Source organism: Pigmentiphaga sp. CHJ604 (assembly GCF_036972535.1).
GTDB lineage: Bacteria > Pseudomonadota > Gammaproteobacteria > Burkholderiales > Burkholderiaceae_B > Pigmentiphaga > Pigmentiphaga daeguensis.
This window is the reverse complement of the sequence record NZ_CP136998.1, coordinates 2,999,793-3,013,922: the sequence shown is the minus strand read 5'-3', so window position 1 is coordinate 3,013,922 and position 14,130 is coordinate 2,999,793. Positions and strand designations below refer to the sequence as shown.

The 14,130-nt window shown below is 59.6% G+C and carries 19 protein-coding genes and 1 pseudogene; 17 read left to right on the top strand and 3 right to left on the bottom strand.

Features of this window, described 5'->3' with window-relative positions; translation table 11 throughout:
- From R4823_RS14535 to traJ, 10 genes are all read left to right on the top strand, one after another.
- Positions 1-879, top strand: coding sequence for a helicase RepA family protein (locus R4823_RS14535; RefSeq protein WP_338615252.1), 879 nt, complete (start codon positions 1-3; stop codon positions 877-879).
- Positions 880-967: 88 nt separating this feature from the next.
- Positions 968-1,618 (top strand): ABC transporter ATPase, encoded by a 651-nt coding sequence (locus R4823_RS14530; RefSeq protein WP_235857296.1) that lies wholly within the window; start codon positions 968-970, stop codon positions 1,616-1,618.
- A gap of 1,115 nt (positions 1,619-2,733) precedes the next feature.
- Positions 2,734-2,988: an Arc family DNA-binding protein gene (locus R4823_RS14525; protein ID WP_033480715.1), complete on the top strand. Its 255-nt coding sequence runs from the start codon at positions 2,734-2,736 to the stop codon at positions 2,986-2,988.
- Positions 2,985-3,404 carry a type II toxin-antitoxin system VapC family toxin gene (locus R4823_RS14520; protein ID WP_005934647.1) on the top strand — a complete coding sequence of 140 codons (420 nt, stop codon included), beginning with the start codon at positions 2,985-2,987 and terminating at the stop codon, positions 3,402-3,404. The genes R4823_RS14525 and R4823_RS14520 overlap by 4 nt, the downstream gene beginning before the upstream one ends.
- 148 nt (positions 3,405-3,552) lie before the next feature.
- Positions 3,553-4,335: a P-type conjugative transfer protein TrbJ gene (gene trbJ / locus R4823_RS14515; protein WP_075041585.1), complete on the top strand. Its 783-nt coding sequence runs from the start codon at positions 3,553-3,555 to the stop codon at positions 4,333-4,335.
- A 13-nt stretch (positions 4,336-4,348) separates the two neighbouring features.
- Positions 4,349-4,582, top strand: a complete 234-nt coding sequence (gene trbK / locus R4823_RS14510) for an entry exclusion lipoprotein TrbK (RefSeq protein ID WP_075041564.1) — start codon at positions 4,349-4,351, stop codon at positions 4,580-4,582.
- Positions 4,579-6,072: a P-type conjugative transfer protein TrbL gene (gene trbL, locus R4823_RS14505; RefSeq protein WP_338615251.1), complete on the top strand. Its 1,494-nt coding sequence runs from the start codon at positions 4,579-4,581 to the stop codon at positions 6,070-6,072. The genes trbK and trbL overlap by 4 nt, the downstream gene beginning before the upstream one ends.
- 68 nt (positions 6,073-6,140) lie before the next feature.
- Positions 6,141-6,383, top strand: coding sequence for a type I toxin-antitoxin system ptaRNA1 family toxin (locus R4823_RS14500; RefSeq protein WP_033981742.1), 243 nt, complete (start codon positions 6,141-6,143; stop codon positions 6,381-6,383).
- 11 nt (positions 6,384-6,394) lie between these two features.
- Positions 6,395-6,679, top strand: a complete 285-nt coding sequence (locus R4823_RS14495) for a hypothetical protein (protein ID WP_155873309.1) — start codon at positions 6,395-6,397, stop codon at positions 6,677-6,679.
- 2 nt (positions 6,680-6,681) lie between these two features.
- Positions 6,682-7,050, top strand: a complete 369-nt coding sequence (gene traJ, locus R4823_RS14490) for a conjugal transfer transcriptional regulator TraJ (protein WP_033981746.1) — start codon at positions 6,682-6,684, stop codon at positions 7,048-7,050.
- A 38-nt stretch (positions 7,051-7,088) separates the two neighbouring features.
- On the opposite strand, the gene R4823_RS14485 is transcribed toward traJ, so the two are convergent.
- Both R4823_RS14485 and R4823_RS14480 read right to left on the bottom strand, forming a co-directional pair.
- The gene (locus R4823_RS14485) at positions 7,089-7,547 is read right to left on the bottom strand and encodes an XRE family transcriptional regulator (protein ID WP_155873307.1); all 459 of its coding nucleotides are present in this window, start codon (positions 7,545-7,547) and stop codon (positions 7,089-7,091) included.
- Positions 7,544-7,720 carry a hypothetical protein gene (locus R4823_RS14480; protein WP_338615250.1) on the bottom strand — a complete coding sequence of 59 codons (177 nt, stop codon included), beginning with the start codon at positions 7,718-7,720 and terminating at the stop codon, positions 7,544-7,546. The genes R4823_RS14485 and R4823_RS14480 overlap by 4 nt, the downstream gene beginning before the upstream one ends.
- A gap of 174 nt (positions 7,721-7,894) precedes the next feature.
- Here R4823_RS14480 and R4823_RS14475 point away from each other — a divergent pair, with 174 nt between their 5' ends.
- The 7 genes and pseudogenes from R4823_RS14475 to R4823_RS14445 form a co-directional block, all read left to right on the top strand.
- Entirely contained in the window at positions 7,895-8,596 is a 702-nt protein-coding gene (locus R4823_RS14475; protein ID WP_338615249.1) for a recombinase family protein, read from the top strand.
- Positions 8,593-8,730, top strand: a complete 138-nt coding sequence (locus R4823_RS14470; protein WP_261539728.1) for a hypothetical protein — start codon at positions 8,593-8,595, stop codon at positions 8,728-8,730. The genes R4823_RS14475 and R4823_RS14470 overlap by 4 nt, the downstream gene beginning before the upstream one ends.
- A gap of 6 nt (positions 8,731-8,736) precedes the next feature.
- Positions 8,737-9,774 carry a PIN domain-containing protein gene (locus tag R4823_RS14465; protein WP_338615248.1) on the top strand — a complete coding sequence of 346 codons (1,038 nt, stop codon included), beginning with the start codon at positions 8,737-8,739 and terminating at the stop codon, positions 9,772-9,774.
- Between the two features lie 44 nt (positions 9,775-9,818).
- Positions 9,819-10,649: a hypothetical protein gene (locus tag R4823_RS14460; protein ID WP_338615247.1), complete on the top strand. Its 831-nt coding sequence runs from the start codon at positions 9,819-9,821 to the stop codon at positions 10,647-10,649.
- Between the two features lie 63 nt (positions 10,650-10,712).
- Positions 10,713-10,901, top strand: coding sequence for a transcriptional regulator (locus R4823_RS14455; RefSeq protein ID WP_338615246.1), 189 nt, complete (start codon positions 10,713-10,715; stop codon positions 10,899-10,901).
- A complete protein-coding gene (locus R4823_RS14450) occupies positions 10,898-11,596 on the top strand; it encodes a competence protein CoiA family protein (RefSeq protein ID WP_338615245.1) in 699 nt (232 codons plus the stop codon). The genes R4823_RS14455 and R4823_RS14450 overlap by 4 nt, the downstream gene beginning before the upstream one ends.
- Before the next feature lie 330 nt (positions 11,597-11,926).
- Positions 11,927-12,486 (top strand): annotated as a pseudogene (locus tag R4823_RS14445) (transposase); the annotation flags it as partial.
- Positions 12,487-12,563: 77 nt separating this feature from the next.
- On the opposite strand, the gene R4823_RS14440 reads toward R4823_RS14445, so the two are convergent.
- Positions 12,564-14,090 (bottom strand): IS66 family transposase, encoded by a 1,527-nt coding sequence (locus tag R4823_RS14440; protein ID WP_338615244.1) that lies wholly within the window; start codon positions 14,088-14,090, stop codon positions 12,564-12,566.
- Positions 14,091-14,130: the final 40 nt, after the last annotated feature.

The window sequence follows — 14,130 nt, the reverse complement described above, 5'->3', positions numbered from 1 at the left end:
GTGGCGATTGATTTAAGGGCCGCGTTCGACAACGAGCCGCCTTTACTCGACTTTGTATGGCCAGGTTTTCTCGCAGGAACCGTGGGAGCGCTAGTAGCCCCAGGAGCCACGGGGAAGAGCTTTTGGGCATTGGAAGCTGCAATGTCCATCGCGTGCGCCGTTGCTGGTGGGGACCTGGTAGGGATCGCCCCTGAGCGTGCTGGGCGCGTGGTCTATTTCGCAGGGGAAGACCCGGAAGTCGCGTTGGTACGGCGAATTCATGCGATAGGCCTGCACCTGAATCAGCAGGCACGCGAAGCTATCGCGCAGAACCTCACCCTTGAGCCGATCATGGGCAAGCGCCTGAACGTGATGGATGATCGGCACCTTGCCCGTGTCATTGAATTTTGCGCGGGTGCTCGGTTGATCGTACTGGATACCCTGAGCCGAATTCACGACAAGGACGAGAACAGCAACGGTGACATGGCGAGGCTTGTCGCCACGCTTGAGCACGTCGCGGCCAGCACCGGCGCATCAGTTCTGTACTTACACCATGTGAGCAAGGGCAGCGCCCGCGAAGGGCAAACCGATCAGCAGCAGGCTGCGCGAGGCGCATCCGCTCTAATCGACAATGCCCGCTGGTGTGGCTTCGTCGCCAAGATGAGTGAAGACGAGGCGAAGCGTTTGAGCGACCGCAACTATGACCGACGGCCCATCGGCAACGACCGACGCGGCTTCTTTATCCGGTTTGGTGTCAGCAAGCAGAACTATGACGCGACCGCTCTCGACCGATGGTACCAACGTCACGATGGCGGCGTCCTGGTGCCGGTGGAACTGGTGGAGGTGAAGAAGGAGAACGTCCTGCACGTCGTAAACGGGAGTGACGATGAGCGGTGGTAATGCCGTGACCCCCACCAGTACCAGCGCGCAGGCACGAGTAATGCTCTATCAACCTAGCCAGCGCCCGCGGTTGCGGGAAGGCGACTGGATGGATACCTCTTTTGGTCGATGTCGCGTGACCGGCAGGTTAGGTCAGCGGCACGCCGATATTGTTGAGGCGATTCTGTACTGCGCCGAACGGCGGCGCGATGTTTCAGATGGTGGTGTCGAGCTGCTCGTAGACCCAGCCCGCGTGCGGAAAACGCTTTCCGACAGCCGGTACAGCTTTACTCAGATCGAAAAGCTGTTGGCCGAGCTGAGAGCTGCGACGATCACAATCGAGACGCCCCAGTTCGATTTCCCAATCATCGGCGGATTGATTGATCACGTTATCCCTTCACCCATGACACGCCCTGACCCTTTGACGGGAAGAGAGCGGAATCTGTGGAGGGTGCGGCTTGGGGTTGCGCTTGTGATGCTGCTCGAACATGACTTGAGTTTGTACTATGACCCGGCCCCCATTGCTCGCCTACAGCATGGCATCAGCCAGGCCGTCGCAAGGCACGTCTTAAGCCACAAAGTCGAGCCGACGGGTGGTTGGTATGTAGACACCGTTATCGTAGCCGTTGCTGGCACCGTACCAAGCAAGGCAATGCGCGATGCACGATTCAGGCTGAGGGAAGACGCCGACGAATTGAAGGCGCTCGGCCTGACTGTGGATGGCGACCGCGTGAGGAAAAAAGGTGCTGGTGACGCCTAAAGCGTCGCACACCCGCCCGATAGCGTCGCACATCCGCCCGATGGCGTCGCACAGGCGCCCGAAATGTCGCACACCCGCCCGGAGTTAGCAGGATATTCAGGATATTCAGATCCTGCGCGGCGCAGCCCGCGCTTGAAGCGCGACCTGGCCTTGCCAGTCGGCCGTGGGCCGACGGTTGAACACCAAGGAAAGTGCGGGTGGCCGTCAGACCGCCTACGACGACCGCTATGGCCTTCTAGGGCTCGTCTCACCCTTGGGCCACCGAATCGCACTTACAACGCCGCTACGGCTGCTATAGGCCCTCTGGGGGCTACTCCCCATTCTTGGCGTCCAACCATCGGCCGCAGGCCGATACTCGATTCTGCAATCGCCAGAGAAAGAACGCAGCGGATTGGACCAACAGCCTCTTTAGTCGGTAAGAATAATAAGAATAATATTCTTATTATCACTACCTCGCCCTTGCTGCCAAACGTCTGCGGCTTCGTGAACATGAGCGCGGTTCGACCAGTGCGGAACTCCTTGCGGCGACCTCAGAATTTCAGCGGCTAAATTTGCCGCCCCTCAAGTGTCAAAGAACACGGCACAAACCGGGAACGTGTGACCGGTAAACCTGGGAAAAACCGGGCGTTCTGCGTTTGGGTCTGATGGTTCTTTGACAGGGGCGGCGGCCCTCGCTGCGCGGTCGCAGGTCGCGACAGTCAAATGTTTGCAAGTTCCTGTATTTGCCTGTTTTTAATCAGTAGAACCTTGGCAAATGGCAGTTTATCGCCCTGAAAACACGGCCTTTCGCTGTATTCAGCCCATTTACCAGCGATTTCTGTCATTTCCATGCAATACACCGCCTTATGCAGAAGGGACTGCATTATTTTCCTTGGAGTTTGCAGGTGCGTGAGCGGGGCAGGATAGGTGAAGTTAGCTAACCGGCGAGCCGGTCATCTATCTTCACTGTCCCTTATTCGCACCTGATGGTGCTCAACGGGAATCCTGCTCTGCGAGGCCGACCGGCTACCGCCGAAGGCGTGAAACGCCAAAAGGAGGGGCGCAGCCGCCCCTTGCTTTGATGCTGTCAATTGCTTATAATTGCAGTCAATGAAGTCACAAATGAGGTTTTGACTATGGCAATCCTGACAGTGCGGAATGTGCCGGACGAGGTGCATCGCGCTCTGCGCTTACGGGCCGCCGAGCATGGCCGCAGTACAGAGGCGGAGGTGCGCGAGATTCTGGAAAGTGCAGTGAAGTCGGAAAAGCGCATCCGCATGGGCGACGCGTTGGCCGAGCTTGGCCGCCGCGTAGGGCTGACAAACGAAGACTTCGCAGTGTTGGACCAGGTGCGCGACAAGGTGCCGGCAGAACCGATGAGGTTTGAATGATTGTCTTGGATACGAATGTCGTCTCCGAGGCGATGAAGCCCGAACCCAACCCGGCCGTGCGAGCTTGGTTGAATGAACAGGTAGCGGAAACCCTCTACCTGTCCAGCGTGACGCTGGCCGAGCTGCTGTTCGGCATCGGCGCGCTGCCGAACGGGAAACGTAAGAAAGGCCTGGGCGAAGCCCTGGACGGCTTGCTCGAACTGTTCGGCGAGCGGGTGCTGATGTTCGACACCGAAGCAGCTCGCCATTATGCCGAGCTGGCGGTGAAGGCCCGCACAGCCGGGAAGGGGTTCCCAACACCCGACGGATATATCGGGGCTATTGCGGCCTCCAAGGGATTTATCGTAGCAACACGCGACACCAGCCCTTTTGAAGCGGCTGGGCTTACTGTTATCAATCCTTGGAACCATCAGTAAATCCAATCACTACTTGACACCGTGATCTGATCAAAAAGGCCGGGCTTCGGTGTCGCCCAGGTCAATTACCGGTAGCTCCGTGGCGCAGCTACGCGATGAACCCTTGAGCAAGCGCGCTTGCTCAAGGGTTCATCGCGAGGTAATGACCATGAAGCAGCACGTTTTAGCGGCTAAAATCGCTTTCTCCATAGCCCTCACCGTTGGCGTCGCCGCGATGCCTGCGCACGCAGGTATCCCGGTCCTTGACGGCACGAACCTGTCGCAGACCACCGTCACCGCGATTCAGCAGGTTGCGCAGGTTCAGAAGCAAATCGAGCAATACCGGACGCAGTTGCAGCAGTACGAAAACATGCTGCAAAACACCGTCGCGCCGGCGGCCTACATCTGGGACCAGGCGCAGACCACCATCAATGGGCTGATGCAGTCCATTGACACCCTGAACAACCTCACCAATCAGGCCGGTAGCCTGGATGCCTACCTGGGCAAGTTCCAGGACATTTCCTACTACAAGTCGTCGCCTTGCTTCACCTCGTCCGGCTGCTCTGACACCGAACGCGCAGCGTTCGAGAAAACCCGCGACCTGGCATCGCAGTCGCAAAAAGCGGCGAACGATGCGCTGTTCAAGGGCATCAAGGATCAACAGGACAACCTAAAGGCGGACGCGCGCCAGCTCGAACGGCTGCAATCGAAAGCGCAGGGCGCGCAAGGGCAGATGGAAGCCATCGGCTACGCCAACCAGCTCGCCAGCCAGCAGGCTAACCAGCTCCTGCAAATCCGTGGCCTGCTGCTCGCGCAGCAGAACGCCATCGGCGCACGGATGCAGGCACAAGCCGACCGCGAAGCGCAGCAGGAGGCCGCGCACAAGGCATCCACGGAATCCAGGATCGGGCAGACCGCCAACCCGAAAAACTGGCTGCAAGTGAAGCCGTAAGGAGGGGTGGGAAATGAGGAAATCAACGGTCGTTTTGACCGCCATCCTCGTCGCATTGGTTGCCGGCTGCGATAACAAGCAGCCCGCCCAAATGCCCGAGGTGAACGCGGAAAACTGCACGCTCGATCGCATCCAGAAAATCGAGGATCGGGCGACACGCGAGCAGTTCGCCGGCGCGTGCTCCCGCAGGTCGGGAGCGATTGCGCCGACCGAAAATCCTAAGAACTGGCTGGAGGTGAAACCATGAATAGAACGGCGGTCGTTCTTAGCCTCGGCCTGGCCTTCGCGCTCTATTCATCGGGCGCGGCCGCCGAGCTGACCAACCAGGGCATGCTTGACCAGGTGGTGACGGAGTTCGCCAGCAAGGCGGCGAACTGGAAAACCGCGATCATGGATGCCGCGACCTGGCTGTTCTGGACCTTGGGCACGATTTCCCTGGTCTGGACGGGCGGCACCCTGGTCATGAAAAGGGCCGACATTGGCGAGTTCTTTGCGGAGTTCGTGCGCTTCATCCTGTTTTTCGGCTTCTACCTTTGGCTGCTCCGCAACGGGCCAGACTTCGCGGATTCGATCATTCGGTCGATGCAGCAACTCGGATCGAAAGCAACCGGCATATCGTCGGTGACGCCATCCGGCATCGTCGACGTGGGCTTTATGATCTTCCAGCAGCACGTCAAGAATTCGTCCGTGTGGAGTCCGGTAGATACCGTCATCGGCGCAATTCTGAGCCTCGGAATCCTGCTGCTGCTCGCCACCATTGCCGTCAATATGCTGCTGGTCCTGGTGTCGTCGTGGTGCCTGATGTACCTGGGAATCTTCTTCCTGGGCTTCGGCGGCTCGCGCTGGACCTCGGACATGGCGATCAACTACTACAAGACCGTCCTCGGGGTGGGCGTCAACCTGCTCGTCATGGTGGCCCTGGTCGGGATCGGCAACGATCTGCTGGCCGGGTTCTACGCCAAGATGAGCAATGGCACGCTCAACTTTGAGGAAATGGGCGTGATGCTGGTTTTCTGCCTGGCGCTGCTGTTGCTCATCAACAGGGTGCCGCCCTTGGTCTCCGGCATCATCACCGGCGGCGGCGTTGGGGCTGCCGGCGGCCTCGGCAACTTCGGGGCCGGTGCTGTCGTCGGCGCAGGCATGGCGGCGGCCGGCATGGCAGCGCAAGCCGTGGCCGCTGCTGCGTCCGGCGGTGCCTCTCTGGCTGCGTCGGCCGCCGGCGGTGCGCAGGCGGTCATGGCGGTCATGGCGGTCATGGCGGTCATGGCGGTCATGGCGGCCGCGTCGGCCGCCGCAAAGGCCGCTGACGGTGGTGATATGCCCGGCACGAGTAGCGGCGGGGAAGCTGGCGGCGGTAGTAGTGGCGGTGCAAGCGGCGAGCCTATGGCCGCAGCATCCGGCGGCGGTGCAACGCCGATGGCCTCGGCCGCCGGCGACGGCAGCTCGGGCGGCGGTGGTTTCTCTGGCGCGGCCGGGAAAGCGGGCCGGGTTGCTAAAGGAACGGTCGCCAACCTTGCCAAAGGCATCGGCTCGATGGCGTCGGCCAAGGCCGGCAGCATGGCCGACGCGGCCAAGAGCCGGATTGCAGAGACAACCGGCGCCAAGCTCGCCGCGACGATTAAGGCGGCCAGCAGCTGGGCCGATGGCAACACCCTCTCCGGCTCGAATGATGACGCGACGGCAGCAGCCAGAAATGACGAGGTGGCCGCGTTCGTGAATCGCCCTGAGGCGACCTAAGGCGTGTCGGCCGACGATGCAACGCCGGCCGACACTTCCACATTCCCACCTGATGCAGAGGTGAAATCATGGCAACCATCAATCCTAATCAATTTTCTCAGGCAGTTCAGCAAGCGGCGGCGCAGTTGAACGCTATCGACTGGCTGGACCAGGACGCCGCACGCGAGCTGGGGCCGCTGGCCGAAGCGACGGCCAACCTGTTCATGGTGCTGTTCTACCAGGCGGAAACGGGTCTTGCGACGCGCGAGGACTTCTCCCAGGCCAGGACAGCTATTCAGCTCGCCTTGCATCAGCCTCACGGCCACAACTGACAGGAGGAGACATGGGAATTCTTCGGAAAAGTTTTGCGGCTGCGCGCGAGGAAGGACCGGCGGGCGTTGTCGGCTATCTGGCGGTGTTCATTCCGACCGCGTTGATTGTCCTGCCGGTCCTGCCCTTCGTATTGGCAATTATCTACGTGCGCGAACTGCTCCGGCCCGCGCGGGCACCTGCAATGCCGGTCAAGCCGGCAAAGCAGGTGCAACCTGTCGTGGAGCATATAGCGGGCGTGATCGATCTCGCCGCCGTTCGGCAACTTCGTGGCGAGAAGCCGTCCCACGAGGGCTGACGATGGAGACATACGAGGTAGACACTGCCCGAAAACGCCGCCGGCATCTACGGGTGCCGGTGTTCCCAGACGAAGCGCAAGCCATTGAAGAGAATGCGAAGCGCGCGGGCATGAGCGTCGCCCGTTATCTGCGCGAGGTCGGCCAGGGCTACAAGATCATTGGCGTCGTGGACTATGAGCACGTCCGCGAGCTGGCCCGCATCAATGGCGACCTTGGCCGCCTGGGCGGCCTGCTGAAACTCTGGCTCACCGATGACCCGCGCACGGCGCAGTTCGGCGATGCAACGATCCTCGCCTTGCTCGCGAAGATCGAGGAAAAGCAAGATGAGCTGGGCAAGGTCATGATGAGAGTTGTGCTGCCGAAAGCCTAGCAGCGGGAACCAGAAGGGCGGCCGGTGTGCCGCCCTTTCTATTCCGGTTTATCCCGCTCACGGCCGACGTCGGGGCCGGTGTTGATTTCAGGGTGTAGATTGTCTGGAGTGATGCTGGCGACGAGCTGAGCGAGTTCATCGTCAAGAATCTCGCTGACGCTCTTGGGGGACACCTGCCCCGCCAAGCCAGCATTAATCCGTTCGACCAGCAAAGCCTTAAGCTGCGCCCATGCTGAATCGTCGTTGTGCAGTCCCGCAACGATGGCCATGTTCACAAGCGTATCCATCCCGAATTCGTCGATCTTCCCGCGCATCAGGTCAGACACGCGAGATTGCGTCACGCCAAGACGGCGCGCGGCTTCGGTCGGCGTCCATCCGTGATCGTGGATCTGTTTTTCCAGGGCCATCATCAGCGCCGAACGCAGCTTCATGTTTTCAGCCTCGGCAGGGCCGTCTTCGATGGCATCCCACACACTGGTAAAGGTTTCTTTGCTCACTGGTTAGGCAGCTCCGCATCCTCGCCGGCTTCCAGCTTTGCGAGCCAGGCGTCGGCTTCTTCAAGTGTCAGGTGCAGGCCGGTGCGCCGATACTCTTTCCAGGCGCGGAGCGCATCCTGTTTGAACGTCTCGCGCTTGTCTTTGCGCTCGACGTGCGCGATGTCCTCTCGCATGATCCAGCCCTCCACCCGAGCGCCCGTCGCGCTGAAATTGTCTTGAAGTGTCGCATAAATCCTAAGTTTTGCGACAACGCTGTTTTGCCCATTTCACCTGGCGTTGAAACGTTGCAAAAGTCAGTCGCAAATGGTCTACCATATGCGACGATATTTGCAACGTGATGGGACGCCATGAGAGACAAACACGACCCAGGCACGCTCGACCTGGAAAGCGGTCGTCTGTTGATCGGCTACGCCAGGGTATCGACCGATGACCAGGACTTGAGGAATCAGCGCCACGAGCTGCACACGGCGGGCTGCTCGCGCATCTTTGCCGAGAAGATCACCGGAACCCACGCGAAGCGGCCGGAGCTGGCCCGTATGCTTGATCACCTTCGCTCCGGCGATGTGGTGACAGTCACGCGCCTGGACAGGCTGGCCCGCAGCACACGGGATCTGCTGGACATAGCCGAACAATTTCAGGCCCGAGGAGCGGGCCTGCGCAGCTTGGCCGAGCCGTGGGCCGACACAACCAGCCCGGCCGGGCGCATGGTACTCACCGTGTTCGCTGGTATTGCCGAGTTTGAGCGGTCCCTCATCATTGATCGCACCAGGCGCGGCCGCGATGCAGCGAAGGGCCGAGGCGTTCAGTTCGGCCGCCGTCCTACCCTAACCCCCGGCCAGGTCGAACATGCCCGCGAATTGCTCGCAGATGGCCGCTCAGCAAGCGAGACGGCCGAGCTATTGGGCGTGCATCGGGCGACCCTCTATCGCGCCCTACGTGGCCGGGAGACGAGCCAGGCCGACGCCACCAGGCGCGGTGCATTCATCGAGGACGCATTGACCGAGGGGGATGCCCTGGCGGCCGCCGGCCAAGGTGACGCACGACCATGACGAACGACCACGAACCGCGCGTGCGAGAGCTGTCGCCGGCCGAGATCGAGGCGCTACGCCGGGAGATGAGGGAGTCTATCGAATGGGCAAAAGCCGAGTTGGCACACCGGCGCGTTTTGAATGCGGGGGAATGAACGCGAATGACCTTGAACTTGTTGATTGATACTTCGGTGTGGCTCGACCTTACAAAGGACCACCGCCAACTTCCGCTGCTTGATGCCCTGTCCGCGATGACCGATGAAGGCGAGGTGGCTCTTATCATGCCTCAGATAATCATTGAGGAGTTTGCTCGAAATCGTGACCGAGTAATGGCTGCGAGCCGAGCTAGTCTTTCCAGTCACTTCAAACGCGTTAGGGAGGCGATTATGCAATTCGCCCCAGAAGATGGGCGGGACGCCACGCTGAAGCAGCTAAATGAAGTCGATCACCGGGTTGCCACTGGCGGAGAGGCTGTGAACGAGGCGGTGGACTTGATCGAAAAGTTGTTCGGGAAGACTACGCCTGTACCGGCCAGCGATAACATCAAGGTGCGCGCTGCGGATCGAGCCATTGCTAAGGTTGCCCCATTTCATCGGCAAATGAACGGGATTGGCGATGCCATCATTATCGAGACCTACATTGATGCGCTAGCCGCGCGTAAAGACGAGGACGTGTTCGCCTTCGTGACCCACAACATCCACGACTTCAGCCAAAAAGGGGCTGACACGCGTATCCCTCACCCCGATTTGGCACCGCTCTTTGATGGTGTGAGATCGCGATACGAAACCAACCTTAGTGCGCTGCTCAGCGAGTTCGCGAGCGACCTGATCGAAGAGACCAGATTTGAGCGCGAATACAGCCAAGACCCCAGGCAGCTTTCTGAGTTGCTTGAGGCGGAGAGCAAGCTGACAATGCAGGTTTGGTACAACAGAAAATGGAACATCATCGCTCGCGTCGAAGACGGTGAAGAAAAGCTGGTGCCTAAAGAAGTTTGGGACCAAGCCACTCCGGAAGAACGACGAAACCTAATGGTAGATACGATTTGGGAAGGAATGCTCGCCGCAATGAAGAGGGCCGAAGAAGAGTTCGACACCGAAGAGCTGGGGCCTTGGACCGACTTCGAGTGGGGGATGATCAATGGCAAGCTGTCTGCCATACGCTGGGTGCTCGGCGATGAGTGGGACATGCTCGACACATGAGTCCCGAGAGAGTCACCCCTTTATTCACCGGTAGACGGCAGCAGATGGACGATATAACAGCTAAAAGTATTGCCAGTGCTCTTGGACGTTTTGCTAACGCCATGAGGCTCTACGGCGAGGCCTTCATCAGATATCGAGACTTGGTTGCAATCGATCAAGAGGAAGCTATCCACAATCTCGATCGAGCATTTGAGCATAACCTTGAGGGATTTCATACCTTGTATGATGTGTCTCAGGGTTTATTCGATTTTCATGGTCATCCTGATAGCAGTTTACTAATTGCTCTACGCAATGCACTCCATCATCGTGACCATCCTTTGTTTCACAGCTTGCTCCAGACGATTTGGTTAGATGGGAAGCCGGAGCGTCTGCATGGAGCGGAGTATCTAATAGCCAGGCATCGAACAACAGGTGGTAATCCTCCGCCGATGATGCACTTGATAAAGTTAGAAGATATTTATGATCGCCTCGATCCACGCCGTGAATCTGTCTATCTTAATCAAATGGGTAGGGCCAATGCCTTGCCCAGATTCGTTGCGCTGGAAAATGGGCTTGCCTTCGAGAAAGTGTGGGGCAAAGCAATAAAAGATCGCTATCCTTTCAAGCAGGTGTATTTGGATATATTGCCGATCTTTAATTCTGCTGTTTCGCGTGTTTTTACTGCGTTGGATGGGGCAGGGGTGCCGTTTGAGGGGTTTGATGCAAATGCCTACAAATCCACGTTTATTGACGAGTTGAGAACAGACCTTCAGCATTTCGATTTCTTCGGTCTGCGCATGCATGAGCTACAGATAGAATTAGGCCCGAAGTTCACAATCCAAGAGGCTTCTATCAGCCGGGGCTGTACCTATGAAAAGGTGATGGAGGCCGAATAGACGCCTATTATCGGGGTAAGGATGGTGTAGACACCATGATCTTGGCTAGGAGAATGGCAACAAATGAAAGACAGACCACATAGAGAGGCCATGGCCGAGTACTTCAGAGCCGATCCGACCTATGCTGCGGAGTTGCTTGCTGAAGTCCGTCGCGACGGCAACCCGGACGAGCTGGCTATTCTGTTGCGGCAGATGGACGAGGCGTTTGGGAGCGACTGCAAACGTTCGGGCTCTGCGATGAGTCAACTATGACGCAAGCAGCTTGGACGCGCGACGGTCGGCCGGTGGATGCGGCTGCCATTCCCGGTGCCGAGTGGGAGGCGTTGAAACAGGTGGCGCAGCTAGGTGACTTCGTGATGCCGTGCTGCAAGGCACCGGCAGTACTCAAGACAAGCATCAATGGTTTGCCTTTCTTCGCCCATCTGTCGGACGAGTGCAGCACTGCGCCCGAGACAAAATGGCATAAGTCGGGCAAGGCCGCGGTGATGGCCGCCTTAACCGGCATGGGTATCGAGAACCGTGACGAGGTACCGGGCCGATCACCAAGCGGCGACAAGTGGGAGGCTGATGTTCTCTTCTCGGTTTCCGGTCGCACCATCGTCATCGAGCTGCAACGCTCCTACCAGCATCTACGCGACTTCACGCGTCGGCAGGAGCGCTACGCTACATCGGGCGTTGAGTGCTACTGGCTGGTCCGCAAAGAGACATTCATGACCTTAGGAAAGGCCACGTCGCGCCTACTGTTGAAGCGTGATTTCGGCAACGTGTTTCCGCCTGGTGGAATCGGTACTGGCATGCTGCCCGAGTTGCCGGTGGCGATGCTGGACACCGAGGGCGAGCAACTGGTTCAGTTCGGCGCGTTCAAGACTGCGACTGTGCCTGTGTGGTTGGCAGGCATCCTTGATGGCACATACCAATATCGCGGCGGCTCTTGGAATCTTGATTGACCTAACTGTGCGACATGGCATTTTTGATGGTATTGCGCGGCAACCATCTATCAACTGGTTGAAATAAAACAGATTTTTATTGTTGTTAATAATTGAGTGGGAGTGAGATCGGGTCCGGCATAAAACCGATACCAGATAGCACGAAACCATCCCTAAGCCCGCGTAACTGCGGGTTTTTTATTCTCGGCGCCGTTTTTACGGAGAACCGTTCGGATCGACCGCTGCTTCATGCAGGATGCCGTGGTCGTTGACGAAAGACACACATACCGAGTGACCTGCTCCCCGAGATTAGTACGGTAATGATGTAGAGTCTGCCTCCGTGGAGGTAGCATGAAGAAGCGTTTCACAGAAGAACAAATCATTGGCATCCTGAAGGAAGCCGAGGCGGGCACAAAGGTAGCAGACCTATGCCGCAAGCACGGCATCAGTGATGCGACGTACTACAACTGGAAGGCGAAGTTCGGCGGCATGACCGTGTCGGATGCGCAGCGGCTCAAGGCCCTGGAAGCGGAGAATGCGCGGCTCAAGCGATTGCTAGCCGAGAGCATGCTGGACAATGCGGCGCTCAAGGATGTCCTCGGCCGAAAGTGGTGAGCCCGCAGGCGAAGCGAGCAGCAGTGATGCACGTCATGCAAGTGCATGGCTTAGGCGTCACCCGCGCCTGTGGGCTATTCGGCATCTCCCGGTCCTTGTACCGCTATGAATCGCGCCGCCCGGATGACCAGGCCCTACGGGACCGGCTATGTGAGCTGGCAGCCGCCAAGCGGCGCTATGGCTATCGGCGGCTGCATGTGCTCGTCAAGCGCGAAGGGTGGGCCGTCAATCACAAACGGCTGTTCCGCGTCTATCAGCAGGCAGGTTTGGCAGTCAGAAGGCGCAAGAGGAAGAGAATTGCTGGCGTCGAGCGACAGGTCAAGGGTAAGCATCCGGGCAATACCGTCTTGACCGGATGCGTTACTGGGACCGTTTAAAGGCTAACGTTCCAGGGCAGCAGCGCCGCGACGTCGTTGACGGGATGGTCGGCGATCACGGTGAGCACGTGGCGCAGGTAGGCCTCGGGATCGATCCCATTGAGCTTGGCCGTTTCCATCAAGCTGTACATGGTGGCGGCCCGCTCGCCGCCGCGGTCCGACCCCATGAACAAGTAATTCTTGCGACCGACGGCGACGCCGCGCAGCGCGCGCTCGGCAGCGGTGTTGTCGATCTCCAGTTCGCCGTCATCCAGATAGCGTGTCAGTGCCTGCCACTGGTTCAAGGCATAGCCGATGGCATCGGCGAGGGTGGACTTGCGCGACACTGTAGGCAACTGTGCCTGCAGCCAGGCGTGCAGGGCTGCCGTGATGGGCGCGGCGCGCGCCTGGCGCTGCTCACGCCGGGTCGTGGGTGGACTGCCCCGGATATCGGCTTCGATCCGGTAGAGCTCGCCGATGCGCGCGAGCGCTTCGGTGGTGACCGGCGTGGGCCGGTCAGCATGGATGTCGTAGAACTTGCGCCGGGCGTGTGCCCAGCATCCTGCCTGGATGACGCGGCCTGTTTCGTAGACCGCGTTGTAGCCGGCGTACGCGTCGGCCTGCAGCGTGCCGCTGAAGTGCTTCAGATGCTGCTGCGGATGGATACCTTTGCGATCCGGCGAGTAGCGGAACCAGACGGCCGGCGCCACCGTGCTGCCGCTGGGGCGATCATCGCGCACATACGTCCACAGCCGTCCTTGGCGGGTCTTACCGTTGCCCGGCATCATCACCGCCACCGGCGTGTCGTCGGCGTGCAGCTTGGTGCCGGCGAACACGTGGTCGTGCAAGGCGTCGAGTAACGGCGCCATCAGGCGGTGACCGGCGCCGACCCAGTCGCCCAGCGTGCTGTCGGCCAGCTCGACGCCTTCGCGCGCGTAAATGCCGCTCTGGCGATACAACGGGATATGGTCCGCGTATTTGCTGACGAACACGTGCGCCAGCAGGCCGGGGCCCGGCAAGCCGCGCGCAATGGGTCGGCTCGGCGCCGGCGCCTGCGCGATCCGGTCACAGCAACTGCAAGCCAGGCGCGGCCGCACGTGGCGCACCACGCGCAAGCTCGACGGCACGTACTCGAGCATCTCGCTGACGTCTTCACCCAGCCGCTTCCAGGCTCCGCCGCAGTCCGGGCAATTGGCCATCGGCGGCAGGTGCTCATGCGTGTCCCGAGGCAGATGTTCAGGCAGCGGCCGGCGAACCGGCGTGGACCGCTCGGACGATTGGCGTTCGACCGCCGGCGTACGCTCGCCCTGATTGATGTGGAGTTCTTCCAACTCGAGTTCGAGTTGTTCGATCTGGCGCAGCAGCTTCTCGGACCTCTGGCCGAACAGCATGCGCTGCAGCTTGGCCAGCAGCAGCGTCAGCCGTTCGATCTCCCGCTTGTCGTCGTGCCGGGATTGTCGCAGCGTGGCCTGCTCTTCGCGCAGCGACATCACCAGCGCCTTGAGCGCGTCGATATCCTCGGGAAGCGGGGTGGCCGTTTGCATGCCGGCATTCTATCAGCGGCGATGCGCGGCATGCCGTTGA